The 25,281-nt window shown below is 69.9% G+C and carries 21 protein-coding genes; 15 read left to right on the top strand and 6 right to left on the bottom strand.

The window, feature by feature from the left end:
• Positions 1-331: 331 nt before the first annotated feature.
• Positions 332-1,318 (top strand): bifunctional riboflavin kinase/FAD synthetase, encoded by a 987-nt coding sequence (locus BM140_RS16110; RefSeq protein ID WP_091948442.1) that lies wholly within the window; start codon positions 332-334, stop codon positions 1,316-1,318.
• A 231-nt stretch (positions 1,319-1,549) separates the two neighbouring features.
• Here the strand turns inward: BM140_RS16110 and BM140_RS16105 are convergent, their stop codons facing one another.
• Positions 1,550-2,554, bottom strand: a complete 1,005-nt coding sequence (locus BM140_RS16105) for a 2-hydroxyacid dehydrogenase (protein WP_091948439.1) — start codon at positions 2,552-2,554, stop codon at positions 1,550-1,552.
• Between the two features lie 229 nt (positions 2,555-2,783).
• On the opposite strand from BM140_RS16105, the gene BM140_RS16100 reads away from it, so the two are divergent.
• Entirely contained in the window at positions 2,784-3,383 is a 600-nt protein-coding gene (locus BM140_RS16100; protein ID WP_091948436.1) for an SH3 domain-containing protein, read from the top strand.
• A 60-nt stretch (positions 3,384-3,443) separates the two neighbouring features.
• Here the strand turns inward: BM140_RS16100 and irr are convergent, their stop codons facing one another.
• Positions 3,444-3,947 carry a Fur family transcriptional regulator Irr gene (gene irr, locus BM140_RS16095; RefSeq protein WP_091948433.1) on the bottom strand — a complete coding sequence of 168 codons (504 nt, stop codon included), beginning with the start codon at positions 3,945-3,947 and terminating at the stop codon, positions 3,444-3,446.
• 272 nt (positions 3,948-4,219) lie between these two features.
• On the opposite strand from irr, the gene fabA reads away from it, so the two are divergent.
• The 5 genes from fabA to BM140_RS16070 all read left to right on the top strand — a co-directional run bounded on the left by fabA (position 4,220) and on the right by BM140_RS16070 (position 8,748).
• Positions 4,220-4,765: a 3-hydroxyacyl-[acyl-carrier-protein] dehydratase FabA gene (gene fabA, locus BM140_RS16090; protein ID WP_091948430.1), complete on the top strand. Its 546-nt coding sequence runs from the start codon at positions 4,220-4,222 to the stop codon at positions 4,763-4,765.
• A gap of 267 nt (positions 4,766-5,032) precedes the next feature.
• A complete protein-coding gene (gene fabB / locus BM140_RS16085; RefSeq protein WP_091948427.1) occupies positions 5,033-6,259 on the top strand; it encodes a beta-ketoacyl-ACP synthase I in 1,227 nt (408 codons plus the stop codon).
• Between the two features lie 434 nt (positions 6,260-6,693).
• The gene (gene fabI, locus BM140_RS16080) at positions 6,694-7,530 is read left to right on the top strand and encodes an enoyl-ACP reductase FabI (RefSeq protein ID WP_091948424.1); all 837 of its coding nucleotides are present in this window, start codon (positions 6,694-6,696) and stop codon (positions 7,528-7,530) included.
• 46 nt (positions 7,531-7,576) lie between these two features.
• A complete protein-coding gene (gene fliP, locus BM140_RS16075; protein WP_091948493.1) occupies positions 7,577-8,317 on the top strand; it encodes a flagellar type III secretion system pore protein FliP in 741 nt (246 codons plus the stop codon).
• Positions 8,318-8,346: 29 nt separating this feature from the next.
• Complete coding sequence (locus tag BM140_RS16070; protein ID WP_091948421.1) at positions 8,347-8,748, top strand: DoxX family protein; 402 nt, start codon at positions 8,347-8,349, stop codon at positions 8,746-8,748.
• Between the two features lie 4 nt (positions 8,749-8,752).
• Here the strand turns inward: BM140_RS16070 and BM140_RS16065 are convergent, their stop codons facing one another.
• The gene (locus tag BM140_RS16065; protein WP_091948418.1) at positions 8,753-9,952 is read right to left on the bottom strand and encodes a GNAT family N-acetyltransferase; all 1,200 of its coding nucleotides are present in this window, start codon (positions 9,950-9,952) and stop codon (positions 8,753-8,755) included.
• Between the two features lie 166 nt (positions 9,953-10,118).
• Between BM140_RS16065 and BM140_RS16060 the strand changes: the two genes are divergently transcribed.
• From BM140_RS16060 to BM140_RS16050, 3 genes are all read left to right on the top strand, one after another.
• Positions 10,119-11,165, top strand: coding sequence for a polysaccharide deacetylase family protein (locus BM140_RS16060; protein WP_091948415.1), 1,047 nt, complete (start codon positions 10,119-10,121; stop codon positions 11,163-11,165).
• 243 nt (positions 11,166-11,408) lie between these two features.
• On the top strand, positions 11,409-11,831 hold the full coding sequence (locus BM140_RS16055) for a hypothetical protein (RefSeq protein ID WP_091948412.1): 423 nt from the start codon (positions 11,409-11,411) through the stop codon (positions 11,829-11,831).
• A 214-nt stretch (positions 11,832-12,045) separates the two neighbouring features.
• The gene (locus BM140_RS16050) at positions 12,046-15,369 is read left to right on the top strand and encodes a hypothetical protein (RefSeq protein ID WP_091948410.1); all 3,324 of its coding nucleotides are present in this window, start codon (positions 12,046-12,048) and stop codon (positions 15,367-15,369) included.
• 742 nt (positions 15,370-16,111) lie between these two features.
• Here the strand turns inward: BM140_RS16050 and BM140_RS16045 are convergent.
• A complete protein-coding gene (locus tag BM140_RS16045; RefSeq protein WP_091948406.1) occupies positions 16,112-18,400 on the bottom strand; it encodes a GumC family protein in 2,289 nt (762 codons plus the stop codon).
• A 180-nt stretch (positions 18,401-18,580) separates the two neighbouring features.
• Between BM140_RS16045 and BM140_RS16040 the strand changes: the two genes are divergently transcribed.
• The 5 genes from BM140_RS16040 (at position 18,581) to BM140_RS25460 (ending at position 24,120) form a co-directional block, all read left to right on the top strand.
• A complete protein-coding gene (locus tag BM140_RS16040) occupies positions 18,581-19,159 on the top strand; it encodes a polysaccharide biosynthesis/export family protein (RefSeq protein ID WP_091948403.1) in 579 nt (192 codons plus the stop codon).
• A 348-nt stretch (positions 19,160-19,507) separates the two neighbouring features.
• The gene (locus tag BM140_RS16035) at positions 19,508-20,698 is read left to right on the top strand and encodes a glycosyltransferase family 4 protein (protein ID WP_244535459.1); all 1,191 of its coding nucleotides are present in this window, start codon (positions 19,508-19,510) and stop codon (positions 20,696-20,698) included.
• Positions 20,699-20,767: 69 nt separating this feature from the next.
• The gene (locus BM140_RS16030) at positions 20,768-22,315 is read left to right on the top strand and encodes an undecaprenyl-phosphate glucose phosphotransferase (RefSeq protein WP_091948400.1); all 1,548 of its coding nucleotides are present in this window, start codon (positions 20,768-20,770) and stop codon (positions 22,313-22,315) included.
• A gap of 556 nt (positions 22,316-22,871) precedes the next feature.
• The gene (locus BM140_RS16025; RefSeq protein WP_131803855.1) at positions 22,872-23,249 is read left to right on the top strand and encodes a hypothetical protein; all 378 of its coding nucleotides are present in this window, start codon (positions 22,872-22,874) and stop codon (positions 23,247-23,249) included.
• Complete coding sequence (locus BM140_RS25460) at positions 23,188-24,120, top strand: hypothetical protein (RefSeq protein ID WP_165616476.1); 933 nt, start codon at positions 23,188-23,190, stop codon at positions 24,118-24,120. Before BM140_RS16025 ends, BM140_RS25460 begins: the two co-directional genes overlap by 62 nt.
• A 132-nt stretch (positions 24,121-24,252) precedes the next feature.
• Here the strand turns inward: BM140_RS25460 and BM140_RS16020 are convergent, their stop codons facing one another.
• Positions 24,253-24,612: a hypothetical protein gene (locus tag BM140_RS16020; protein ID WP_091948394.1), complete on the bottom strand. Its 360-nt coding sequence runs from the start codon at positions 24,610-24,612 to the stop codon at positions 24,253-24,255.
• A 175-nt stretch (positions 24,613-24,787) separates the two neighbouring features.
• Positions 24,788-25,192 (bottom strand): lanmodulin LanM, encoded by a 405-nt coding sequence (gene lanM / locus BM140_RS16015; protein WP_091948391.1) that lies wholly within the window; start codon positions 25,190-25,192, stop codon positions 24,788-24,790.
• Between the last annotated feature and the right edge of the window lie 89 nt (positions 25,193-25,281).

The raw sequence follows: 25,281 nt of genomic DNA, 5'->3' as shown, positions 1-25,281 counted from the left end.
GGCGACGGCATCGCCGCCCGAGCGCGAGTGCGGAGGAGCCTCCCGTCCTCGTGACAATAAGCAGCCGCGGATTGCGAAAGGTTTAACTGCCGCGCTTCGGCGGCGCCCCCGATGTCCCGGTTCGCCTTGGCCGGCGCGGCTGCGGTCTTCGCGTCGCGCGCCGCTACGGCGGCGAGGCCCGATGTCCGGCCTCACCGCCGGGGTCGTGGCCCCGCCTCGCTTGACCGGGCATCCGGTTTTCGCCAAGCCGCAGGATACGGTGCGGGCGCCCCTTGGCGCAGCCCTTTGGCGCAGCCCGCCTCCGGTTCGCCGTCATGCCCCGCAGGAGCCGATGCCGTCAGGCGATATCAAGAGCGAGCCCCGCTCCCCCTTCACGGTCTGCAGGGCGGGCGATCCCGTGCCGCCCGCGCTCCGCGGCGCCGTCGCAGCCCTCGGCAATTTCGACGGGGTGCATCGCGGCCACCGTGCCCTGATCGAGGCGGTCCGTGAGGAGGCCGGCCCGCGGCCCGCCGTCGTGCTGACCTTCGAGCCGCATCCGCGCGCCTTCTTCGCCCCCGACCAGCCGATGTTCCGCCTTACCGGTCCCCGGGCCAAGGAGATCGTGTTCGCCCGGCTGGGGCTCGACGGGTTGTTCGTGCGCCGGTTCGATGCGCGCCTTGCGGCGACCTCACCGCGCGGCTTCGTCGAAGGCTGGCTGCGTGACGACCTCGGCCTGTCGGGCGTCGTCATCGGCCACGATTTCCATTTCGGGCAGGGCCGGGCCGGCACGCCCGCGATCCTGGCCGAGCTTTGCCGGGAGGCCGGCATCGCCTGTCGGATCGTGCCCGCCGTGGCGGCCGGTGCAGGGGCTGAACCGATCTCGTCGAGCGCGATTCGCGCGGCTCTGGCCGCGGGCGACCTGGCGCGCGCCAACGCATTGCTCGGCTATCGCTGGTTCGTGCTGGCCGAGGTGCGCCACGGTGACAAGCGCGGGCGCACGCTCGGCTATCCCACCGCCAACCTCACCCTCGATTCCTGCGGCCTAGCCCATGGCATCTATGCCGTGCGGGTGCGCCTCGCCGACGGCCGCCTCGTGCCGGGCGTCGCGAGCTACGGCCGCCGCCCGACCTTCGACGACGGCGCACCGCTGCTGGAGGTCCATCTGTTCGACTTTTCCGGCGACCTCTACGGGCAGGAGGTCGCGGTCGAGCTGCTGAGCTTCCTGCGCGGCGAGGAGAAGTTCGCGAGCGCCGAGGCGCTGATCGCCCAGATGGATATCGATTCGGCGCGGGCGAGAGCGGCGATCCGGACGGACGCAGTGGCGTCGATGCTGGGGTAAGGCCGCAGCGCACAGCTCTTCAACGGCTCACCGGTCGCGTATCCCCTCGCCGCGCCCTACGCGAAAAATGGGGAGCCGGGCCGATCGCGAGGCGGTCAGCCGAACGCCGTTCTCATACGGAGCGGCACGGAACCGGACCGATGGTCCTGTTGCGTGCGTCCGGCGGACGCACGCCGCCCCGCCGTCGTGGGGGGGCTATCGGCGATGCATCAGGATCATCGCCGATTGGACTTACAGCATGCTCGGAAGGATCCGGTCCGGCGGGCGGTGGCCGTCCATGAAGGTCTTGATGTTGATGATGACCTTCTCGCCCATCTCGGTGCGGCTCTCGTGGGTGGCCGAGCCCATATGCGGCAGCAGCACGACCTTCCCGGTGCGGGCGAGCCGCACGAGGCGCGGGCTCACCGCCGGCTCCTGCTCGAACACGTCGAGGCCGGCGGCCGAGACCTCCCCCGCCTCGATCAGGCGCGCCAGCGCGTTCTCGTCGATCACCTCGCCGCGGGCGGTGTTGACCACGATCGCCTCGGGCTTGAGCAGCTTGAGGCGGCGGGCCGAGAGCAGGTGGTAGGTCGCCGGGGTATGCGGGCAATTGACCGAGACGATGTCGACGCGCGCCAGCATCTGGTCCAGCGATTCCCAGTAGGTCGCGTCGAGGGATTCCTCGATGGCGGTCGGGACGCGGCGGCGGTTGTGATAGTGGATCGACAGCCCGAACGCCTTGGCGCGGCGGGCGAGCGCCTGGCCGATGCGGCCCATGCCGACGATGCCGAGGCGCTTTCCAGTGATGCGGCGCCCGAGCATCCAGGTCGGCGACCAACCGGTGGTCCAGTCGTCGTCGGGGATGATGCGCGCGCCTTCCGCGATCCGGCGGGCCACCGCCAGGATCAGCGCCATGGTCATGTCGGCGGTGTCCTCCGTCAGCACGCCCGGCGTGTTGGTGACGGTGATGCCCCGCTCCAACGCCGCGCCGACATCGATGTGATCGACGCCGTTGCCGAAATTGGCGATCAGCCGCAGATTCGGGCCGGCCTGGGCCAGCAGGCCGGGGCCGATCTCGTCGGTGACGGTCGGGACCAGCACGTCGGCCTCCCGGATCGCCGTGGCGAGGGCCTCGGGGGAGAGGGGCGCGTCGTCGTGGTTGAGGCGCGTGTCGAACAATTCGCGCATGCGCGTCTCGACCGCGTCCGGCAGGCGCCGGGTGACGACCACGAGCGGCTTGCGCTTCAATGACGGCATGATCCCTCCCGGCGGCGCCGGCCCGGATGCGGTCCGGCTTACGCTCCCTTAACCACGCCGCGGCCAGATGGGGCCGGTGGCGTGCCGGCCTCCGGCCACGCCGCAGGACATCGGCCTCTCTATCAGAGAGGTCGGGGAACACAATGCAACACAATGCGGACCGGTTCGCGGCGCACCGGGATCCGGTCCGCGACGGTTTTTCGAGGACCCCGGTTCGGAGACGAGGACGATGCGCCCGCCCGCCCTTCCCCTGGTGAATCCCGCCCGCCTTGCGATTCTCGCGGCGGCGTTGGCCCTGCTCGCGCCGCTGACCGCGCGGGCCGCCCCACCCGCGCCCGCGGCCTCCGAGGTCGGCAAGGGGCCGGTCACGAAACTGCCGCTGCCGCGCTATGCCAGCCTCAAGACCGATCGCGTCAATCTGCGCGAGGGGCCCTCGAAGGATCACCGCACGCTTTGGGTGTTCCAGCGCGCCGGCCTGCCGATCGAGATCGTCGCCGAGTTCGAGACGTGGCGGCGCATCCGCGATTCGGAGGGCACCGAGGGCTGGGTGCTGCACTCGCTGCTCTCGGGCCGGCGCACGGCCGTGGTCATCCCGCCCTCGGGCGAGAAGGCGGATGCGGCCAAGACCACCGTGCCGCTCAAGGCGCGGGCCGACGAGGGGGCCGGCGAGCAGGCGCGGTTACAGCCCGGCGTGATCGGCAGCGTGAAGACCTGCAGCGGCCAATGGTGTCGCCTCGTCGTGGCCCTGCCGCAGAAGCAGGGCGACGTCGACGGCTATATCCGTCAGGACCGGCTCTGGGGCGTCTACCCGGACGAGAAGATCGACTGAGACAAACGATAAAGGGCCCGGCGAACCGGGCCCTTTATCGTTGTCGAGCTGGGAAAAGACTCAGCCGCGGCCGGACACGGCGCGGCGGCGCAGACGCACGATCACCTCGACGCCGGCGATCTCCATGCCCTCGGGGGCATCGGGGAGCGAATCGACCGAGATGCCGCATTCCGGCATGTCGAGCACTTCGCCTTCCTCTTCCAGGAAAAAGTGGTGATGCTCGCTCGGGTTGGTGTCGAAATAGGCCTTCGACCCGTCCAGGGCGAGCTGGCGCAGCAGGCCGACTTCGGTGAACTGGTGCAGCGTGTTGTAGACTGTGGCGAGCGAGACCGGCACCTTGGCGCGCATGGCCTCGTCGTAGAGCATTTCCGCGGTCAGGTGGCGGTCGCCGCGCCCGAACAGGAGCCAGCCCAGCGAAAGGCGCTGGCGGGTCGGGCGCAGGCCGGCGCGGCGCAGGCGGTCGCGCAGATCGGACAGCGGGCAGCCGCGGCGCGGGCCGGAACCATCGGCCGACAGAGGGCTCCGCGCGTTCAGCACGGCCTGGAGAGGCGTCAGATCGGACATCGCGGGGAGTGATTCCCAACCTTTGAACGGAAAAAGATCGAACGAGTATACGGATGCCCCCCGCCTGCGGCAACCCGAAGCATGGCGTTGCGGGCGGGTTACCCCCGTGGTGCATGGCTCGGTATCGTTTCGGGATCTCCGGCACTCCGTCGACAATGCTCGGAGTGCGTGGCTTGGAGCGCGTGCGGCGCCTGTGCTAACGAGGCGCCGATCCCGTCATTCCCCGTCCGGCGACCGATCGGACTCGTCCGTTACCGAGGACGCACCCCTCCATGGCCTCTTCCGACCCGCAGACCGACACCGCCCCCCCGCAGCGGGCGTCGAGCTATTCTTACGAGAAGCTGCTGGCCTGCGGACGCGGCGAGCTGTTCGGCGCCGGCAACGCCCAGCTTCCGCTGCCGCCGATGCTGATGTTCGACCGCATCACCTCGATCGGCACCGAGGGCGGCGCCCATGGCAAGGGCCACGTGCTGGCCGAGTTCGACATCCGTCCCGATCTCTGGTTCTTCCCCTGCCACTTCAAGGGCGATCCGGTGATGCCGGGCTGCCTCGGCCTCGACGCCCTATGGCAGCTCGTCGGCTTCCATCTTGGCTGGCTCGGCGCGCCGGGCCGCGGCCGTGCGCTCGGCGTCGGCGAGGTGAAGTTCTCGGATCAGGTGCTGCCGACCGTGAAGCAGGTCGTCTACGGCATCGACATCAAGCGGGTCCGCACGGGCAAGCTGGTGCTGGGCATCGCCGACGGCTGGCTGGAAGCCGACGGCCGCCGCATCTACGAGGCGAGCGACCTGCGCGTGGCCCTGTTCCAGGCCCAGGCGTAAGCCGCAGACGCACCTCAGCCTTCTCCAATGCGCTGCCGCCTCCGGTTGAACGGGCGGCAGCACCGTATAACCCGGCGCGAAGAGCGCCGCGCGCAGCGGCCTCGGCCGCGCCGAGGCGTCTAGCGGAGCGATAGCCCAAGGCCGCGGATGCGGCCGCCGGCGCCTGAGGCCACACAAAAAGACAGCAGTTGAGATTGATCGCGGGTCATCCTAGTTGACCCGTTAACGAAGTGCCGCGCGTCCGCGGCGCAGCAAGCCCGAGCCACCATGCGGCGTGTCGTCATCACCGGGATGGGCATCGTCTCGTCCATCGGCAACAACACCCAGGAAGTCCTGGCGTCCCTGCGCGAGGCCCGCTCCGGGATCGCGCGCTCGGAGTCCCAGGCCGAGCACGGCTTCCGCAGTCAGGTCGCGGGGATGCCGACCCTCGTGGCCGAGGAGGCGGTGGACCGTCGCGCCATGCGCTTCCACGGCGGCGGCACCGCCTGGAACCACGTCGCCATGGATCAGGCGATCCGCGACGCGGGGCTGGAGGCCAACGAGGTCTCGAACGAGCGTACCGGCATCATCATGGGCTCGGGCGGCCCCTCCACCCGTACCATCGTCGAATCGGCGGCGATCGCGCGCGACAAGGGTCCGAAGCGCGTCGGCCCCTTCGCCGTCCCCAAGGCGATGTCCTCGACGGCGTCCGCCACGCTCGCGACCTGGTTCAAAATCCGCGGCGTGAACTATTCGATCTCCTCGGCCTGCGCGACCTCGAACCATTGCATCGGCAACGCCGCCGAGATCATCCGCGGCGGTCGTCAGGACGTGATCTTCGCGGGCGGCTGCGAGGATCTCGACTGGACGCTCTCGGTCCTGTTCGACGCCATGGGCGCCATGTCCTCGCGCTACAACGACACCCCGGCCCGCGCGTCCCGCGCCTACGACAAGAACCGCGACGGCTTCGTCATCGCCGGCGGTGCGGGCGTTCTGGTGCTTGAGGAGTTGGAGCACGCGAAAGCCCGCGGCGCGCGGATCTACGGCGAGGTCGCGGGTTACGGCGCGACGTCGGACGGCCACGACATGGTCGCCCCCTCGGGGGAGGGCGCCGTGCGCTGCATGCGCCAGGCCATGGAAGAGCTGAAGGGCGCGAAGATCGACTACATTAACCCGCACGCCACCTCGACGCCGGTCGGCGACGACAAGGAGATCGAGGCGATCCGCGAGGTGTTCGGTGCCGGCGATGCCTGCCCGCCGATCTCCGCGACCAAGTCGCTCACCGGTCACTCGCTGGGGGCCACCGGCGTGCAGGAGGCGATCTACGCGCTTCTGATGATGAACAACGGCTTCATCTGCGAGAGCGCGCATATCGACGAACTCGACCCGGCCTTCGCCGACATGCCGATCTTGCGCGAGCGGCGCGACGGGGCCAAACTCGGCCACGTCATGTCGAATTCGTTCGGCTTCGGCGGCACCAACGCCACGCTCGTTCTCAAGCATCCCGACGCCTGAACGGACGAGCATTCTCCAGCCAAGGTTCTCGTCGCACTGCCCAGACGAGACTTCGCAACTGCGAACATACGGCCGAGCTTAGGCTCGGCCCTCCATTGAAGAGGCTGCGGAACCACGCCGTTAAAGTGGCGTTAATGGGAACGTAGCCAGGATCACTTCATGATCGGTTTACTCGCATTCCTTGGTGTGACCGGCGTCGCTGTCGTCGCCAGCGTGGCTTGGCGCGCCAAGCAGACGCTGATCAACGACGCTCAGTCCGGCACGCGCGGCTACTTCTGACAACCATCACCGACGCGGCTTGAAGGCCCCGTCCCGCGCGAGCGGGCGGGGCCTTCGCGTTTTCGCTCGTGCGTGGACAGGCCCGCATCCGGCGCGCTAAGCGTCAACGGCGGTGCCGAGGCGCCCCACCTGAAACGCGTACGGGTTTGAAGCGAATGACAGGGTTGATGGCGGGCAAGCGCGGCCTGATCATGGGCGTCGCCAACGATCACTCGATCGCCTGGGGCATCGCCAAGACGCTGCACCGGCACGGCGCCGAACTCGCCTTCACCTATCAGGGCGACGCCTTGGGCAAGCGGGTCACGCCGCTCGCGGCCTCGGTCGGCTCCGACATCGTGCTGCCCTGCGATGTCGAGGACATCGACAGCGTGGACGCCGTGTTCACTGCCCTCGACGAGCGCTTCCCCGACGGGATCGACTTCATCGTCCACGCCATCGGCTTCTCCGACAAGTCGCAGCTCAAGGGCCGCTACGTCGACGTGACGACGCGGGCGAACTTTTCGCGGACGATGACGATCTCGTGCTTCTCCTTCACCGAGATCGCCCAGCGCGCGGCCGCGCGCATGCCCCGCGGCGGCGCCCTGCTGACGCTGACCTATGCCGGCTCCACCCGCGTCATGCCGAACTACAACGTGATGGGCGTGGCCAAAGCCGCCCTCGAAGCCTCGGTGCGCTACCTCGCCACCGATCTCGGCCCCGACGGCGTACGGGTGAACGCGCTGTCGGCCGGCCCGATGCGGACGCTGGCAGGCGCCGGCATCGCGGATGCCCGCCTCATGTACAATCACCAGAAGGCGCACGCCCCGTTGCGCCGCACGGTGACGCTGGAGGATGTCGGCAATTCCGCTCTCTACCTCCTGTCGGACCTCTCGGGCGGCGTGACCGGCGAGGTCCATTTCGTCGATTCGGGCTACAACATCATCTCGATGCCCCGCCCCGCCGTGCTCCAGGCGCAGGACGAGGCCGGCGTCGTCGGCGACGGCGAGATCTGAGGCGGGCTTGTCCGGTGGGGAGCCGCGTCCCACGGTGCTGCCCGCGATGATCCGGTCGAATCGAATCCGTTCCGCCGCGCTGGCCGCGCTGCTCGTCGCGGGCAGCGCCGGTGCGGCGTGGGCGCAGAGCGTCACCCTCGATCTCGGCGCGGGCGGGACGACCGAGCGGGCGCTGCAACTCGTCGCCCTCGTCACCGTCCTGGCGCTGGCGCCCTCGGTTCTGGTGATGGCGACCGCCTTCACCCGCATCGTCGTGGTGCTGTCGATCCTGCGTTCGGCCCTCGGCACGCAGACCGCCCCGCCCAACGCCGTCGTCACGAGTCTCGCCCTGTTCCTCACTGCCTTCGTGATGGCCCCGACGGCGCGGGAGGCCTACACCGCCGGGATCGAGCCGCTTCTGGCCAACCGGATCAGCCAGTCGCAGGCGTTCGAGCGGGCGTCCGCCCCGTTCAAGACCTTCATGCTGCGCAACACCCGCGAGAAGGACCTGAAGCTCTTCCTCGACATGGCGCGCCAGCCCGCGCCCGCGGGGCCGGAGGCGATCGGGCTTGAGATCGTGACGCCCGCCTTCATGATCTCGGAGCTTCGACGCGCCTTCGAGATCGGCTTCCTCCTGTTCATCCCGTTTCTGATCATCGATCTCGTCGTCGCCTCGGTGCTGATGGCGATGGGCATGATGATGCTGCCGCCCGCGACCGTGGCGCTGCCGTTCAAGCTGATCTTCTTCGTGCTCGTCGATGGCTGGACGCTGGTGGCGGGTTCGCTCGTTCAGAGCTACGGAAGCTGAACGGGGCGAACCGAACCGAAAGACCGACGATGGACCTGACGACCACCACCGCCTCCTGGGCGCCCCGCATGCTGAGCGTCCTGCGGATCGTCTCGGCGCTGATCTTCATGGCGCACGGCACGCAGAAGATCCTGGGATTCCCGGCCAGCACCATGAACCCGGCGATGTTCAGCCTGCCGTGGATCGCGGGCGTGCTCGAACTCGTCGGCGGCGCGCTCCTCCTGATCGGATTGTTCAGCCGCCCGGTCGCCTTCGTCCTGTCGGGCGAGATGGCCTTCGCCTACTTCCTCGGCCACGCGCCCAAGAGCCTCTATCCGGCGCTGAACGGGGGAGACGCGGCGATCCTCTACTGCTTCGTCTTCCTCTACATCGCCTTCGCCGGCCCGGGGCCCTGGAGCGTGGACGCGCTGCGGGCGCGGGGTCGGTACTGAACGGTCAGCCCCGCCCCAGGCGCCGCAGCCTTTGCGCTGCGGCGAACAGCCGGGGCGAGCGCTTGATGCGGTGCTTCAATCGCACCGCGCTTCCGGCGGCCAGGGCGAAGAGATGGCCGGCGGCGCTCACCGGCACCACGGACTCCACGAGTTCGATGGTCTCGTCGCAGGTCTTGGCCTTGTAGCTCGCCTCGCCCACGCCGAGGTCGAGCGCCCGCCGCCCGCGGGCGGACTGATCGCCGATCAGCCGGTGCAGCAGGATCTCGCCGGGGCTGAAGCGGCCGAGTTCGGGATCGGTGTCGAACGAGGTCCACATTCCGCAGAAGCGGTGGGCATCGACCGCCCCGCCGAAGGTGGCGAGCACCCGGCCGGATTCGGTCTCCAGCGCATGCACCTCGATCGCCGGCCCGCGCCCCTCGGCGCCGGGGGCCGTGGCGGCGGCGACGAAGCGGCGAACCGCCGGATCGGCATAGGCGTCGGCGATGCCGAGCGCGGCGAAGCGCGCCGCCTTCTGCGCATAGAACGCCGCCTGGATCTCCGCCGCCTCCTCGGCGTTCGTCGCCACGCGGTGGCGCACCGGTCCCAGGACCTCGACCAGCTTGCGTTCCTTGGCCCGCACCTTCTTGCGCGCATCGCCGCTGAAGACGCGCCGCAGGGTCGCCTCCGCGTCGGGGCCGAGCATCAGGCCGTAGGCGTCGCTCGGCGCGGGCAGGCCGCCGCGGCTCAGCGGGTTCGGCACCCCGTCCCAGAAGCGCGGCTGATGGCCGAACCGGAACGCGTCGATCCCGGCCTTGCGCCCGGCCCGCACCAGCGCCTCGGCCAGTGCCTCGGGGCGCATCGCCGCCGCCTCGCGGCAGGCGAAGAGCGGCATATGGAAGTTGGCGTGGCGATCACCGATCATCCGCGCGATCCGCAGCGGCCCGAGGCGCCCGACCGCGAGCGGGATCAGCAGACGCGGGCGCGAAGCCTCGTCCTTCAGGAGGAGCACCAGCGTCTCGTCGCCGGTCTCGATCCCGGCGCCGACATAGGCCCGGACCCAGTCGATGCGCTGATACGGCGTCATCAGCGCCGCCGGGTCGGCTTCCAGTGCCCGCCATGCGGTTTCGACGACCGCCAGATCGCGAACGACCTCGACGGTCAGTCCATCGCGGGGGGCGGCCCCGTCGCGTTCGGTCCGACCCAGAGTCTCGGCGAGTGCCGTCATGATAGGTGATCCCTGGGGGCGATCCCGGCTGCGCCGCCGGCCAGCGCGCGGCCGAAGCGAAGGACCTGACCCTCGCCGCGATTCCCTCAAGCGACGGTTGACGCGCACCGTCGATCCGCCGCGATGGGTAACGAATGCTTGTCGGGGCGCCGTTACGATGCGGCCCATGTCCTCGTCCCGCCACCGTCTGTTCCGCGCCGGATTCGCCGCGATCACCGCGCTCGGGGCCGACCGCTGGCTCGCGCCCCTCGCCCGCGGGCGTGGCATCATCCTGACCTTCCACCACGTCAGGCCCGAGCCACCCGAAGCCTTCGCCCCGAACGCGCTCCTGTCGATCACCCCGGCCTTCCTCGATCGGACGCTGACCCGGCTGAAGGATCGCGGCTTCGAGATCGTCGGGCTCGACGATCTGCCCGAGCGCCTCGCGGATCCGGCGCCGCGCCGTCCCTTCGTGGTGCTGACCTTCGACGACGGTTATCGGGACAACCTCATCCACGCCCGGCCGGTGCTGGCGCGGCACGGCGCGCCGTGGACGCTGTTCGTGACGGGCGATTTCGCCGACCAGGGCGGGCGCCTGTGGTGGATCGAATTGGAGCGTGCGGTCGCTCGCCTCGACCGGGTGACGCTCGCGAGCGGCCTCGATTGCCAGGCGCGGAGCGGCCGGGAGAAGAGCGCCGCGTTCGAGGCCGCCTACCGGACGTTGCGGGCCGGGCCGGAACAGGTGCTCTTGGAAGAGATCGCCGGATTGTGCCGCCGCGCCGGCCTCGAACCCGGAACGGTGGCCGCGGAGCTGTGCCTGACCTGGGACGAACTCCGCGCGCTCGCCCGCGACCCTGCCGTGACGATCGGGGCGCACACGCTCTCGCATCCGATGCTCGCCAAGCACGATGCCGACTTCGCCCGCCGCGAACTGGCCGAGAGTCGAAGCCGGATCGAGGCCGAGACCGGAGGCTGCGTGCGCCACCTGTCCTATCCGGTCGGCGATCCGACCTCGGCGGGGGCCCGCGACTTCGCGCTCGCCCGCGACCTCGGCTTCACGACCGCCGTCACGACGCGGCCGGGCCACCTCTTCGCCGGGCACGCCGCTCATCTCCACGCCCTACCGCGGGTCTCGGTGAACGGGCTGCATCAGACCGAAGCGGCCCTGGCGAGCCTTCTGTCCGGCGTGCCGTTCCTGGCCTGGAATCGCGGGCGACGCCTCGATGTCGGTTGAGGACGGGCGACGGCCCGGCCCGCGTTTTATGAGGCATTCCTAAGGCCGCGCTCCCGAGCCTGCCCCTCGCCAATCGAATCGTATGTTGGCACATGGGGCGGACGCGGATGACCGGACCCAAGCCCTTGAAGAGGCTCCGGAGCCCGCCTCGCCGCTTCGGTGAGGGTGGGCGCATCCACCCATCGGCCGAGAGCTGCGACCCGACGCGACATGATCGGGCGGGCTCGAAGGAGGAAAGCACCCATGAGACATCGCGCCGCCGCCGCGGCCTTCCTACTCGCGCTGCCGCTCGCCGCGGGCGCACAGGAGGTTCCGAAGGACGCCACCCAGGTCGCTCCGAAGGAGACGCCTGCGGAGGCCCCGAAGGATGCCGCCCAACCGGAGCCGAACCGGCAGCAGGCCAATGCGGCCAAGCTCGCCGGATTGATCCGCTTCGTCGGCGAGTCCTGCCAGGATGTGCGGCCCGACTACGAGCGCTTCAAGTCGGTCGTCGCCGCCATGGGCGTCGATCTCGACGCGATCTCGAAGGGCGAATTGCTCATGCGCAGCATGAGCTACACCGAGGCCTATCGGAAGAACGTCGAGGAGAGCTGCCGGAAGGCAGCCGAGCTGTTCGGCGAGAAGGGCACCAGCATCCCCGGCCTCGTGCTGCGCAAGGCCTCTTAGAGCTGTGCCTCACAGCTTGAGGTTGGGACGAATCTCCAAGCCTTTGGTGTGCCGCGCTTTCCGACGAACCGGTCTCCGCTTCGTCGGAAAGCGTTCTCGCCCATCGCCGCCTTAAGCGCCCATTCACCGCGTTGGGCGAGACTGCCCGGCACGAGTGGCGTTCGGCGGCACGAGCCCGTTGGGGTCGGCGCCGCCGCGAGTGTGGGCGGGGGCGATGCAGGGAGGGTTCGGTCGGGCATCGCGTCATCGACCGGGCAGGACGTTCCTGCGGGCCGGGCTCGCGCTCGGCCTGTGCCTGACCGCGCTCGGCGCCGAAGCCGCCAAGCTCGTCTCGGCCAAGGGCAGCCAGGCCGAGGGCTACGGCCGCATCGTTCTCACCTTCGACACGCCGGTGTCGGTGAAGGCCCGGCAATCCGGTACGGTGCTGGTGCTCGGCTTCGGCGAGGCGGTCTCCGCCGGCCCCGAGAGGATCGCCGCCGGCATGCCCGATTACGTCTCGGCGGTGCGGCGCGATCCCGACGGCGCGGCGATGCGCCTCGCGCTTCAGCGCGGCTACCGGATCAACGTGCAGGATGCTGCCGAGCAGGTCTTCATCGACCTTCTGCCCGAGAGCTGGAGCGGCTTCCCGCCGCCGCTGCCGCCGGAGGTGGTGGCCGACCTCGCCCGCCGGGCCGCCGCGGCGGAAGCCCAGCTCAAGGCCCGCAACCCGCTCCCGGCCCGGCGTACGCTCTCCCTCGAACTGTCGCACAACCCCCAGCGCACGCGACTGAGCCTCGCCCTTCCCGAGGGCACCGAGGCCGCCTTCACCCCACAAGGCACGGCCACCCGGCTGACGCTGCCGGGGGTATGGCGCATCGACGACCGCAGCCTGCGCGGGCGCTTCGATCCGGCGCTCGGTCACGTCGCCGTGGATGCCGACGACAAGGAGGCGCATCTCCTGGTCACGCCCGCCGACGGCGTCACCGTCCTGACCGCCCGCGACGGCGACATCCTCACGGTCGATCTTCTGACCAAGCCGCTGCCGGCGCCCGCGCTGCCTGCCGTTCGGGAGGCCGCGGCCGCCCCGGCCCCGCCCCCCGCCAAGGCCGGGGAGGCGGCGCCCGTGGTCGCGCCGCCACGCGTCGCGCCGCCCGCCCTGCCCAAGGCCGGCGCCGGCCTCGTCTTCCCGTTCCAGAAGCGGGTGCCGGCGGCCCTGTTCGAACGCGGCGGCGTCGTCACGCTGGTCTTCGCCACGACCGATCCGGTGGTGCTGCCTGCGAAGGCTCCGGCCGATCTCGTCGCCCTGGGCGAGCCGTCCCGCAGCGGCGGCTTCACCGTGCTGCGCTTCGCCAAGCCCGCCGGCCGCCTCGTCGATCTGTTCCCGGTCACCGAGCCGGACGGGTGGGAACTCGCCTCGGGCGACGGCACGGTCGCGAGCGAGAGCCTGACGGCGCAGAGGCGCCAGGGCCAGCGCGAGCGCATCGGCGTTGCCGTGCGGCTGCCCGGCGCCGGTCCCGCGGGCTGGCTCGACCTCGACGGCGAGCGCATCGCCGTCGTCACCGCCGACGGCCTGAAGCGGGCGGCGGTCGCCAAGGCGCAGCGCTTCGTCGAATTCGAGCTGATCCCGAGCCGGGTCGGGCTCGCGGTGCTGGCGCTCGCCGACGACCTGACGGTCCGGCCCGATCTCGACGGCGTCGCGATCGGCCGCGAGGGCGGCATGGCCGTCTCCGGCTCGGACAACGTCGCGGCCGCTTCCGGTCCCCCGCGCGCGCCCGATCCACCGGTCGGCGCCGTGTCGGACCTCGTCATCGACAGCGACGCCTGGGAGCGGGCGCGGCGCGGGGACGTGCGCACCGCCCTGCGCGAGGGATACAATCAGGTCGCCGAGGCGAGCCGCCGCGATCGGGGTGCCGCCCAGGTGGCGCTGGCCCGGACCATGATGGCCAACGGCCTCGACGCCGAGGCGCTGGGCGCCCTGACGACCGCCGCCGCCGACGACGTGGTGGTCGAGGGCGATCCGATGACCGGATTGATGCGGGGTATCCTGCTCACCCGGATGGGACGCCTTCAGGAGGCGCGCCCGCTGCTCACCGCGAACCAACTCGTCGCCAACCCCGAGGCGCGGCTGTGGCGCGGCCTGCTCGACGCCGAGGCCGGGCGCTGGAGCGATGCCCGCGCCGCGTTCCAGGCGGGGGGCGGGGTGCTGCGGCGCTATCCCGACGAGGTCGCCGCCCGCTTCAACGTCGTTGCCGCCGAGACCGCGGTGGAACTGGGCGACTGGGAGGAGGCCTCCCGAGCCCTCACGGCCGCCGGCCGCGGGGCGAGCGACGAGATTCGCGACCGGATCACCCTTCTGCGCGCTCGCATCGACGAGGCGACGGGCCGTGGCACCGCGGCGCTCGCCGCCTACGAGGCGCTGAGCACCCAGTCGGCCTGGCCGGTCGCCGCGGCGGCGACCCTGCGGGCGACCGCGCTCGGCCACATGCTCGGCAAGACGACCCTGCCCGACGCCATCGACCGGCTGGAGGGACTCCAACTCACGTGGCATGGCGGGCCGACCGAGATCGGTACGCTCGCCGCCCTCGGCGGCCTCTACGAGGAGGCCGGCCGCTGGCGCAAGGTGTTCACCACCGCGCGGCGCGGCACCGCCCTGGCTCCCGAAGCCCCGGCGATCCGATCCCTTCAGGAGCACGCCCAGACGGCGTTCGAGGACCTGTTCCTCGGTGCCCGCGGCGAGAAGCTCGGCGGGGTCGAGGCGCTGGCGCTCTATTTCGACTTCAAGGATTTCGCCCCGCCGGGGCGTCGAGCCGACGAGATCGTGCGTCGCCTCGCCGACCGGCTCGTCGCCCTCGACCTGCTCGATTCCGCCGACGAGCTCCTGCAATACCAGATCGAGCGCCGCCTCACCGGCCCGGCCCGCGCCTCGGTCTCGGCCCGGCTCGCCACCATCCGGCTGATGGAGGGCAAGCCCCTGGAGGCGCTTGCCACCCTCGATGCCACGCACCTTCCCGGCCTGCCCGAGGACGTGCGCCGCGCCCGTGCCCTGTTGCGGGCCCGCGCCCTGTCGGATCTGTCGCGCACCGATCTGGCGCTCGAAACCGTCGAGGGCGAAACCGGTACCGACGCCGACCGGCTGCGCGCCGACATCCTGTGGGCGGCCCGGCGCTGGCGCGAGGCCGGCGAGGCGCACGAACTCCTGCTCGGGCCGGCCTGGCGTTCGGGCAAGCCCCTCGACGACGCGGCGCAGGCCGACGTGATCCGCGCGGCCATCGCCTACGGGCTGGCCGGGGAGGGGCTCGGGCTGGAGCGGCTGAAGGCGAAGTTCTCAGGGTTGATGGCCGAGAGCGCGGATGCCCGCACCTTCGCCATGCTGACCCGCCCCGACGCCGCCCGCAGTCCCGCCTTCCGCGACGCCGCGCTCAAGGCGACCAAGGCCGAGACGCTGGCGGCCTTCCTCACTGAATACCGCAAGCGCTACCCCGACACTGCGGTTCCCGAACGCGGCACCGAGTCCCCGGCCCCCCGTGCCGAGGCGCCGGGGGCGACCCCGCCGGGGTGAGGCGGGCTCTCGCCGGAGCAAGGTTGGTCGTCGCCGAGCGGTCGGTTGCCGCGCAGCCTCCCCGCCGGCCTTCCGGTCCGTGGTGACACGGGCGCGCGGGAGGCAAGCCTGCGTAGGCCGGAATTCGTGGCCAAGGATCGGCCAAGGATCGGCCAAGGATCGGCGAAGGATCGGTGGAGGCTGCAACGCCGTGCGTCGGCCGGATTTTCCGATCGAACCGCCGACGCAGCCCCGCACAGACCCTATCGCAGGCGTTCCGGTATCGGCCCGTGTCGCTCAGTCCTGCACGAAACGACCGAAGCGCGGGTCCGGAGGCCCGGCCCGCACACGGGCATCGGCTCTCAGGAGAGCCGACAGGAGAAGCTCCCGGCTGGAGCCTCCGTCCGAAAAGCGGGGACGGGCCTACGGGAAGAGCCGACGCGGCAAAGGAACCGAGCACATCGAGGGTGAGGCGCCACGTCGATGGGCAGCCGTGCCGTGAGCGCTCGCCGGCACGCGGAGCCATCGTTTCCCCCTCAGGGCATTCGATCGCCGAACGGGTCACGCGGATCGAGAGGCGTCTGATGCCAAGCGGCACGGAACCGGACCGACGGTCCTGCTCCGTGCGTCCGGCGGCGCCCGCCGCCCCGCGTTGCCGAAGCGCCCGACATCTCCCGCCTTGTCCGCTCGGTTTCACCGCACTGTCGGCGGAGCCGTGTCGATGCGGGATCGATCCGCCTCGCTCGGTTCGAGCGTATCGTCCTCAGGCCGAAAGCCGCAGCGGCGTCTCTTCCAGCGGCGCGTCACGCGGCGCCCGGCGGAGCGCGCCCTCGCGGTCCTGGGCGACGAGCACCTGGGCGGCGCCGGTTTCGCGGGCGAGGCGATAGAGCGTCACGAGGGCCGGGGCGTCGGGGGCCTCGTTGGACGCGATGACGATCGAGTCGGCGCAGGGGCCGCAGGCCTCGATCAATTCGCCGGCCTCGGAGCCCGAGGCGTCGAGGCGGCACAGCACCCAATCGTAGCTCTGCGTCATGGCGTTGAGCGCGATGGCGAGCGCCTGCGGCTCCTCCAGTAGCACCTCGCGCTCGGTGAGGCCGCGCCGCACGCTGTGCAAGCGCGAGCCGCGCACCGGCTGGATCACGTCGAGGAAGGCGGCCTCGCCCGCGACCAGGTCGGTCAGGCCGGGGCCTGCGGCCCCGCCGACATTCCCGTTGACGTCCACCAGAAGGGTACGGGCGCGCGGGCTCAAGGCGCGGGCCAGCTCGGCGGTGAGGCCCGGCTCGGAGTGCTCCTGTTCGGTCTCGATCACGAGGATGCAGCTGCCCTCACCGGTCTTGGCGGAGCCGAGCCGCTCGATCAGCCGCTCGAGGTCGATCGAGCCCGCGGGACGCGCGCCGGAGAACGGGGCGACCGGAGCGACGCCTTGCGCGCCGCCGAAGAACGGCTGCTGCACGGTGGCGGTCGCCCGCAGGGAGTTGGCGAAGGCGAGCGCCGGGGCGAACCGCTCGGCGGCGGACGCCGGCATCGGCGCGGCTTCGGGGGCGCGGCGGCGCGGCCCCTCGGGATCGGGGAAGTGATCCGGCGGCAACTCGTCCTCCGCCTCGAGCCGGAGAGGCCGGGGTGTGGGCGGGGTCTTGAGCAGGTGCCGGCCGATGACGGCGGCGGACGACAGGAGGAAGGCAAGCAGCGTCGCGAAGGCGACGATCGGCACCTTCTTGGGGAAGGAGGGCAGTTCCGGCGTCACCGCGCGGGAGACGACGCGGGCATCCGCCGGGGTCGCGCTCTCGGCATCGCGCGCGGCGGCCTCGCGGTAGCGGGACAGGTAGGATTCGAGCTGCTCGCGCTGAGACTTCGCCTCGCGCTCCAGGGCACGGAGCTGCACCTCGCTGGTGTTGCCCTTGGCGACCACGTCCTGCTGGCCGTCGACGGCCGCCTGCAGGCTCTCGACCCGGGCGCCGGCGATCTTGGCGTCGTTCTCGAGCGTGCGCACCACGCGATCGGCGGCGGCCTTGATCTGGCTCTCCAGATCCTGAAGCTGCGCGGTCAACTCCTTGATGCGCGGATGCGCGGGCAGCAGCGTGCGGGATTCGAGCGCCAGCTGAGCCCGCAGGGTGATGCGGCTCTCCACGGTGCGCCGGATCAACTCGTTGTTGGCGACATCCGGGATCTCGAAGGCGCGCCCGTCCTTGATCATGTCCTTGAGGAGCTTGGCGCGGGCGGTGAGGTCGGCCTTGATGGTGCGGGCCTGCGTCAGCTGGCTCGACAGTTCGGAGAGCTGCTGGCCCGAGAGCGGCTGGCTCGCGGTCGAGCCGGTGCCGATCAGGCCGTTCTGGGCACGGAACGTCTCGACCTTGGCCTCGGCCTCGGCCACCCGCGCCCGCAGGGCCTCGATGTTGTTGCCGAGCCAGGTCGAGGCGTAGCGCGCGGTGTCGACCGAAGCCGCGGCGAGGGAGGCGAGGTAGAGGTCGGCGACGGTGTTGGCGCCGCGGGCGGCCAGTTCCGGATCGCGCGACTTGAACTCGATGGCGAGGATGCGCGACTTGCCGACCGGATAGACCAGCAGGCGGTCCAGGTAATTGTCGAGCACCCGGTCCTCGGGCGAGCGCTCCATCGGCGAGGGCGCGACGCCGAGCACCATCAGGGCGCGCTGGAGCGGGGATACGCCCGCCGCCTGCGGGTCGAATTCGGGATTGCCGACGAGCTTGAGGCTGCGGATCGCCTGCCGGGCGAGGTCGCGCGACATCGCCACCTGCACTTGGCTCGCCACCGCCTGCTCGTCGATCGGCGCGGCCGGCTCGCCGCGCTCGGCCGCCGTGCGGGCGAAGGCCGGGTCGCGGCTCTCCAACAGCACCTTGGCCTCGCCGGTGTAGCGCGGCGCGACGACCTGCACGAAGACCCCGGAGCCGAGGGCCACGGCGAGCGTCGGCACCGCGATCCAGGCCCAGGACCGGCCGAGGACGGAGAGCATCTGCGACACCGACAGGCCGTCCCCGGTGGCGCGGAGGGCCTCACTGGAGGCGACGGGGTCGGTCGGCGGCCTGAGGCGAGGCATGGTCAGTCTTCACGCAAAGCAGGGCCGGGATCGAGGCCGTCGATCCCCATGGCCTCAATAGAACCCGTTAAGGTTTCCCGCAGGTTAAGATCTTCGGCTCATCCGCCGTCTTCAGCCGGCGCGTCAGGGTTCATTAACCATGGCGGTTTAGACGGGGGCTTCAGATTCACCATAACGGCGATGACGATGCATCGGCGCGCATTTCTCCTCGGCCTTCCGACCGTGCTCGCGCTCGGCGGCTGCCTGCGTCCGGACTTCCGGACGGCCGATCTCGATGCGACCGGCACCGGCTCCATCGGCAGCCGCTACACGCTGGCGGCGGGCGATAAGCTCCGGGTCATCGTCTTCGGCCAGGACAACCTGTCCAACATCTACGCCGTGGACGGGGCGGGGCGGATTGCCATGCCGTTGATCGGAACGGTGCAGGTCGGCGGGCAGAGCACGGCCCAGGCGGCCCGGACGATCGAGGCGAAGCTCTCCTCCGGTTACGTGCGCGAGCCCCACGTCACCGTCGAGGTCGATGCCTATCGGCCGTTCTACATCCTGGGCGAGGTCACCACCTCGGGCCAGTATCCCTACGTCAACGGCATGACGGTGGAATCGGCCGTCGCGATCGCGGCGGGCTTCGGCCCGCGCGCTGCTCGCGACTACGCGGTGCTGACCCGCGACGGGCCGGGCGGGCTGATCAACGGCATCGTGCCGATGTCGTACCCGGTGCGCCCCGGCGACACGATCGTGATCAAGGAAAGGTTCTTCTGATCGACGACCGTCGCGTGACGGGAGGGATCGCACCGGGAGGCTGTGGGGGCGAGCACCGACACTTGACGTTAAGAAAACGACCCGCCGCCAAGCCAGCGCCGCGGGACTCCATCGTTCACCGATGCCTAACCCAACCCGACAAAACACCGCCCCGACGGCCCGCGGCCGTGGGTGAGCCGGCATTGCGCCGGTTCCCTTAACCCGCCGCTGACCCCTTGCGCGCAATCGTCCGTCCATCGGGCGCCCGTCTTGGGCCGTCCCCCCCGCGGAGATTGCTCAACCGTGGTCGCCACCTTCGCTCCGGGCGTCGCACCGCCCCGATTGGCCTCCGAGCCGCTCGCCGTCGATCTGCCGGGCGTCTCGCCCAATCCCTGCCGGACGGGGGAGAGCCTGCGCATCCTCCATGTTTTCCGCGCCCCCGTCGGCGGGCTGTTCCGCCACGTCGTCGATCTCACCCGCATCCAGGCCGAGGCCGGGCATCGGGTCGGCATCGTCTGCGACGCCAATACCGGCGGCGAACGCGCCGAGAGGGCGCTCGCCGACCTCGCGCCGCATCTGGCGCTCGGCGTCGTGCGTCTGCCGATGCGGCGCAATCCGCACCTCGTCTCCGATGCCGCGGCGCTGATGGGTGTGCGGCAGCGCGTGCGGGAAGTCGGTGCCGACGTGCTGCACGGCCACGGCGCCAAGGGCGGCGTCTACGCGAGGCTCTGCCCCGTTCAGGGCGGCCCGATCCGCGCCTACACGCCCCACGGCGGCAGCTACAATTACCGCCCCGGCACGCCGCTGCACCGGCTCTACATGGGCATCGAACGGCTGCTCGCCCGAGCGACCGACGTCTTTCTGTTCGAGAGCGAGTTCGTGGCCGCCCGCCATCGCATCTATGCGGGTGGGCCGGAGCGTCTCGCACGCATCGTCCATAACGGCATCGCCGCGTCCGAATTCGAACCGGTCGGCACCGTCGCGGCGGCGTTCGACCTCGTCTATGTCGGCGAGTTGCGCGAGGCGAAGGGCCTGCCGTACCTGCTGCAGGCGCTCTCGCGCCTCAAGGCCGAGGGCCGCCGCTTACGGCTGCTGATGGTCGGCTCAGGCCCCGACACCGACAGCCTCACGCGCCTCGCCGACGAACTCGGCGTGCGCGACGCCATCGCCTTCGAGCCGCCCCAGCCGATCCGGCCGGTTCTCGGCCGCGGCCGGGTCATGGTGGTGCCCTCGCTCGCCGAATCGCTGCCCTACGTGGTGCTGGAGGCCGCCGCCGCCTGCCAGCCGCTGGTGGCCACCAATGTCGGCGGCATCCCCGAGATCTTCGGCGCCTTCTCGGGCGGCCTCGTGCCGCCCCGCGACGTCAGGGCGCTCAGCGGGGCCATCGCCCGCATCCTCGACGAGCCGGCCGAGACCCGCGACGGGCGGGCCAAGGCGCTGAGCGACTCCGTGCGGGCCCGCTTCTCCATGAACCGCATGGGGGCCGACGTGCTGTGCGGCTACGCCGCCGCGATGGCGGCGCGCCCCGCTGCGGCGCAGCCGGCCCCGGCCGCCGCCTGACCCTCCCTTGGGGACCGGTCCGGCCCCCGATTTCGAAACCTTCCCGCGCATCCTTTGTGGAAGTCCGCCATGAGTGCCATCGACGTCCGCGACCTGCTGAAGGCGGCCGGGCAAGCCGGCGCCACGACACCGGTTCCGCCGCCGCTCGCCCTCGGTGAGACCGGGGCCGGCTCCAGCCCGGACAGCGCTCCCCCGCCGCCCGCCAGCCCCTGGCTGTCGCCGGTGGTGCTGGCGGGATGCGTCCGCCTCGCCGAATGCGGCGGTCTCTTGCTGATCGGCTTTGGCCTCCACCTCGCCTTGCTTCACGGCAAGGTGCCGCTGGCCCCGCGCTACCCCGCCGCGATCTTCGCGGTGACGCTGGCCGCCGTCGGCCTGTTCCAGGCGTCCGGCTGCTACCGGATCGGCGCCTTCCGCCATCTGCCCAAGACCGCCCTCAAGCTCGTCGCCGGCTGGTCGCTCGCCTTTCTGATGGTGGCCGCCGCGATGGTGCTCGCCAAGGTGTCCGACCATTACTCGCGCGTCTGGCTGATCGGCTTCTTCGCCGCCGGCCTCGCCGCGCTGATGCTCGGCCGCGCGGCGCTTGCCAGCTTCGTGCGGGTGCAGATGTCGCGCGGGCGCTTCGACCGCCGCACCGCCATCGTCGGTGGCGGCGCGGTTGCCGAGGAGCTGATCGGCGCGCTCCACGCGGCGGGCCCCGAGAGCGGCATCCGCATCGTCGGGGTGTTCGACGATCGCGGCGACGACCGCGCCACCGACACCGTGGCGGGCTACCCCAAGCTCGGCAACGTCAGCGACCTCGTCGCCTTCGCCCGCCGCAACCGCGTCGATCTCGTGGTGTTCACCCTGCCGATCTCGGCGGAGACGCGCATCCTGCAGATGCTCGCCAAGCTCTCGGTGCTGCCCGTCGACATCCGCCTGTCGGCGCACGCGACCAAGCTTCGCTTGCGCCCGCGCGCCTATTCCTATCTCGGCAGCGTGCCGCTGCTCGACGTGTTCGACAAGCCGCTGGCCGATTGGGACGTGATCACCAAGGGGCTGTTCGACCGCTTCGTCGGCTTCGGCCTGCTGCTGGCGCTCTCGCCCGTGATGCTCGGCGTGGCGCTGGCGGTGCGGCTCACCTCGCCCGGTCCGGTGCTGTTCCGGCAGAAGCGCTACGGCTTCAACAACGAGCTGATCGAGGTGTTCAAGTTCCGCTCGATGTATGTCGATCAGTGCGATGCCGGCGCCGCGCGCCTCGTCACCAAGACCGATTCCCGCGTCACCCCGGTCGGGCGCTTCATCCGCAAGACCTCGCTCGACGAGCTGCCCCAGCTCTTCAACGTGATCCGCGGTGACCTCTCGCTGGTCGGACCCCGGCCGCACGCCCTCCAGGCCAAGGCCGCCAACACGCTCTACGATCAGGTGGTGGACGGCTACTTCGCCCGCCACAAGGTCAAGCCCGGCATCACCGGCTGGGCCCAGATCAACGGCTGGCGCGGCGAGACCGACACCAGCGAAAAGCTCCAGCGTCGTGTCGAGCACGACCTGCACTACATCGAGAACTGGTCGATCCTGTTCGACCTGAAGATTCTCGCCACCACGCCGCTGGCCCTGCTGAAGACCGACAGCGCATATTGAAACCGTGCCCCGTCATTGCGGGGTGAAACCGATGCAATCCAGCGCTCCGCATGATCGGGAGGGCGCTCCTCGACTGCGTTGTCGGCGCGGTCCGACGGGTTGCGAGCCGCGCCTGCTCCGCCGCGCGACGACGATGGAAAGCGACCGCCGACGTGCCGACATGGCAGGCGCCGTGAGGTTGTCCAGAAGGAACCGGATCGGCGGGGGGCGATCCTGACGCCGTCGCAGGATGTCCCTCCCGGAGTGGACGGGCCGCCGACATCCCTGACGCTTCGACCTGAAGTTTTGTCATGGGCCGTACCTTCAGCTCGGCTCCGTCCCGAGCCATTCCCATTGTCAAACTATTTTTTTAGCGCAGCTAAAAATCGAATATTAGCAGTAGTGCAATGAGAAGTAAGGACCTATGATGTGCCCGTCTCGGTTGCGACGGGCGATTCGATGAAGAGCAAGGCGCCTTATATAAGACTTGGCACCCGCATTCTCGCGTAGAGCTGCACGCTTCGAGATGAACACCGAAGAATCTGACTGCGCGCCCTGAAAAGGAGAGACGTTCCTCATGAAGCTCATTCGACGGCATATGCTCACCGGGGCCCTCGCGGCGGCCTTCCTCCCTGCCGCGCCCGCCATCGTGAAGGCTGCCACGGCCCGCCGGTCGATCGATGAATTTGCCGGCGCCCGGGAGATGAGGACCAAGACCGAAGCACAGGCCGACTGGACGCCCGTATTCCAAACCGCCGTGAATGAAGGGGCCTCGACCGCGATCTATGTTCCGCCCGGCAATTATCCGTTTCGCACCTATTCCGGGTTCGTGGTCGATGCGAACCGCTGTGTCTACAACAATCCAAATCAACCGCGATCGATCGACATCGCCTGTGATCCGGACGCGACTTTCATTGTCGGGGGGATTAAAAAAGGCGTCCGGAGCATTATTTAGTTTCTTTAATATCAATAGCGAGACTGTTCTTAATCCAAACATAGCTCTGAGCTTTGTTGGTGGGAAATTCAACTGTAACGTTCTAAAAACGTCCGATTACAACGGTATTGATATTAGCGTATTCGATATATTTGGATATGCTAACCCATATATCGCAGATATTGTTGCCGAAGGTGGGTCGGACCCGTTCGGTGGCATAGTTGGTGCAGACACATTCTTAACAACGCATTACTGCCTGAATGAGCGTGTATTCAATGTAAGGGGCGCCGGATTTTTTGACTGCCTACTATATTTCTCGGGCAATGGCTCTCATGATGTCTACGACGGTGCCGGACAGTCGGGCCTCGTGAGAGGAGGGGGTGCAGCGCGGTGTGGGAACGGGATCGCCGTCAAGCGCAATTATGTCGGCCTAACGGTCGAAAACTTCATGATCGCTAATTGTCAGAATGGCATTATCGGAAGCAATACTGATAATATCCCGAACAATCACGGCACGGGAACCCGGGTCCTTGGCGGACAGATCAGCAACATCCGCGGACGGCCTATCGTGATCTACGGAAAGAATCCTGTCGTCGAAAATGTGACGATCGGCGAGTTCGGCTACGATGTTCCCGATGGCCAGACGCCGACCGGGACGAGGAGCGGCAACGAGATCGCTGGTATCGATCTGCGCGGTGCCATCGGAGGTCGCGTGGCCAACAACGTTATTAGGACGCGCACTCTGACGAACGACCCGCGCCTCGGTATCTCCTTGCGCCAGGATGCCGACGGCGTCGCGTCAAGGGGCTGCAAGATTTACGGCAACAGCATCAGCGGTCCTGCACGCGCTATCTACACGCAACCGAACAGTTCATACGATCCGAATCCTTAAGGTCGATCGGTGGCCGCACCGTCCGATTTGAAGCGGGCGGGCGTCCGCGAGGCGATGGCGCGGTAGCTTCGCCAAAGAGAAAAGCCCGGAACTCTACGGCTCCGGGCCTTTCCCATGAGAACGACGAGACGGTTACGGCAGCGCGCCCGCCGCCTCCTTCACCTTCGTCATCGTATTCTGGCACTCGGTTTCCTTGCCGGCCTTGTCCTGCTCCTTGGCGGTGGCGAGCAGCTTGCGGGCCTCCTCGATGCCGGCCTTGGTCGGCTTGGTGGCGGGATCGGACGGCTTGCCCTCCGGCGGCTTGTCGAGGGCCATCGGCGAGTTCGAGCTGGTCGGGCCGCCGGGCGGCTCCTTGCCGGTCACCATCTCGGCCCCGGCGCTGTTGAGCCGCCGCTCGACCGCGGAGATGTCGTCCTTGCAGGTCACGGCGAGGGCGGGGCCGGCCGCGACGAGGAAGGCGAGGGCGGCCGGCAGGCCGAGGGCGATACGCATCAGGTGCTGTCTCCGGGAAGCGAAGGCCGGCGCGCGCGCCGACCGGGTGCCGAGAAAGCTGCCGAACCCCGGGGAAGTTTCAGGCCTGCGACGCTACGCCCCCTGCGCGCTTGCGTGCACGAAAAAGGGCGCGGACCTCGCGGTCCGCGCCCTCTCGTCGAGCGAGTGCTCGGTCTCAGCGCATCAGAGCGACGAGGGCCGAACCGGCCGGGCCCGACAGCTCCTTGGCGTCGATGGTGCCGTCGTTGTCCGGGTCGGCGGCCTTGAACTGGCCGGCCACCGCCGCGAGGTACTCCTTCTTGTCGAGGGTGCCGTCGCTGTCCGGATCGAACTGCTTGAGGTCGGCGGCGCTCATGCGGCCAGCCAGCTCCTTGGCGTCGAGGGTGCCGTCCTTATCCGGATCGAGCTTGTCGAAGGCGGCCGAAGCGGCGGCCTGAGCCTCCTTGAGATCGATCGTGCCGTCCTTGTCCGGATCGAAGGCGGCGACGTCGACCTTGGTCATCGACGGGGCGGCGAAGGCCGGGGCGGCGGCGCCCAGCGCGAGCGCGAGGAGGGCGGCATGGGAAAGGCGGAACGCCATGTTGGATCTGTCTCCTGGTCGAAGAGCCCGGCGGTGAGCCGGGCGAGTCGGCAAACGGGCTGGCCGGAGGCCCTGGCGCGCGTCGCGCA

Source organism: Methylorubrum salsuginis, from assembly GCF_900114375.1.
GTDB lineage: Bacteria > Pseudomonadota > Alphaproteobacteria > Rhizobiales > Beijerinckiaceae > Methylobacterium > Methylobacterium salsuginis.
This window is presented reverse-complemented; position numbering and strand designations above follow the sequence as displayed.

Excerpts from the sequence above, each read along its gene's own strand:
- BM140_RS16050 (WP_091948410.1), top strand. The coding sequence starts at position 12,046 with ATGCAGGGAGGGTTCGGTCGGGCATCGCGTCATCGACCGGGCAGGACG.
- fliP (WP_091948493.1), top strand. The coding sequence starts at position 7,577 with ATGATCCGGTCGAATCGAATCCGTTCCGCCGCGCTGGCCGCGCTGCTC.
- BM140_RS16030 (WP_091948400.1), top strand. The coding sequence starts at position 20,768 with ATGAGTGCCATCGACGTCCGCGACCTGCTGAAGGCGGCCGGGCAAGCC.
- irr (WP_091948433.1), bottom strand. The coding sequence starts at position 3,947 with ATGTCCGATCTGACGCCTCTCCAGGCCGTGCTGAACGCGCGGAGCCCT.
- BM140_RS16020 (WP_091948394.1), bottom strand. The coding sequence starts at position 24,612 with ATGCGTATCGCCCTCGGCCTGCCGGCCGCCCTCGCCTTCCTCGTCGCG.
- BM140_RS16025 (WP_131803855.1), top strand. The coding sequence starts at position 22,872 with ATGAAGCTCATTCGACGGCATATGCTCACCGGGGCCCTCGCGGCGGCC.
- fabA (WP_091948430.1), top strand. The coding sequence starts at position 4,220 with ATGGCCTCTTCCGACCCGCAGACCGACACCGCCCCCCCGCAGCGGGCG.
- BM140_RS16055 (WP_091948412.1), top strand. The coding sequence starts at position 11,409 with ATGAGACATCGCGCCGCCGCCGCGGCCTTCCTACTCGCGCTGCCGCTC.
- fabB (WP_091948427.1), top strand. The coding sequence starts at position 5,033 with ATGCGGCGTGTCGTCATCACCGGGATGGGCATCGTCTCGTCCATCGGC.
- BM140_RS16110 (WP_091948442.1), top strand. The coding sequence starts at position 332 with ATGCCGTCAGGCGATATCAAGAGCGAGCCCCGCTCCCCCTTCACGGTC.
- BM140_RS16100 (WP_091948436.1), top strand. The coding sequence starts at position 2,784 with ATGCGCCCGCCCGCCCTTCCCCTGGTGAATCCCGCCCGCCTTGCGATT.
- BM140_RS16040 (WP_091948403.1), top strand. The coding sequence starts at position 18,581 with ATGACGATGCATCGGCGCGCATTTCTCCTCGGCCTTCCGACCGTGCTC.
- BM140_RS16045 (WP_091948406.1), bottom strand. The coding sequence starts at position 18,400 with ATGCCTCGCCTCAGGCCGCCGACCGACCCCGTCGCCTCCAGTGAGGCC.
- BM140_RS16065 (WP_091948418.1), bottom strand. The coding sequence starts at position 9,952 with ATGACGGCACTCGCCGAGACTCTGGGTCGGACCGAACGCGACGGGGCC.
- BM140_RS16070 (WP_091948421.1), top strand. The coding sequence starts at position 8,347 with ATGGACCTGACGACCACCACCGCCTCCTGGGCGCCCCGCATGCTGAGC.
- fabI (WP_091948424.1), top strand. The coding sequence starts at position 6,694 with ATGACAGGGTTGATGGCGGGCAAGCGCGGCCTGATCATGGGCGTCGCC.
- BM140_RS16060 (WP_091948415.1), top strand. The coding sequence starts at position 10,119 with ATGTCCTCGTCCCGCCACCGTCTGTTCCGCGCCGGATTCGCCGCGATC.
- BM140_RS16105 (WP_091948439.1), bottom strand. The coding sequence starts at position 2,554 with ATGCCGTCATTGAAGCGCAAGCCGCTCGTGGTCGTCACCCGGCGCCTG.
- lanM (WP_091948391.1), bottom strand. The coding sequence starts at position 25,192 with ATGGCGTTCCGCCTTTCCCATGCCGCCCTCCTCGCGCTCGCGCTGGGC.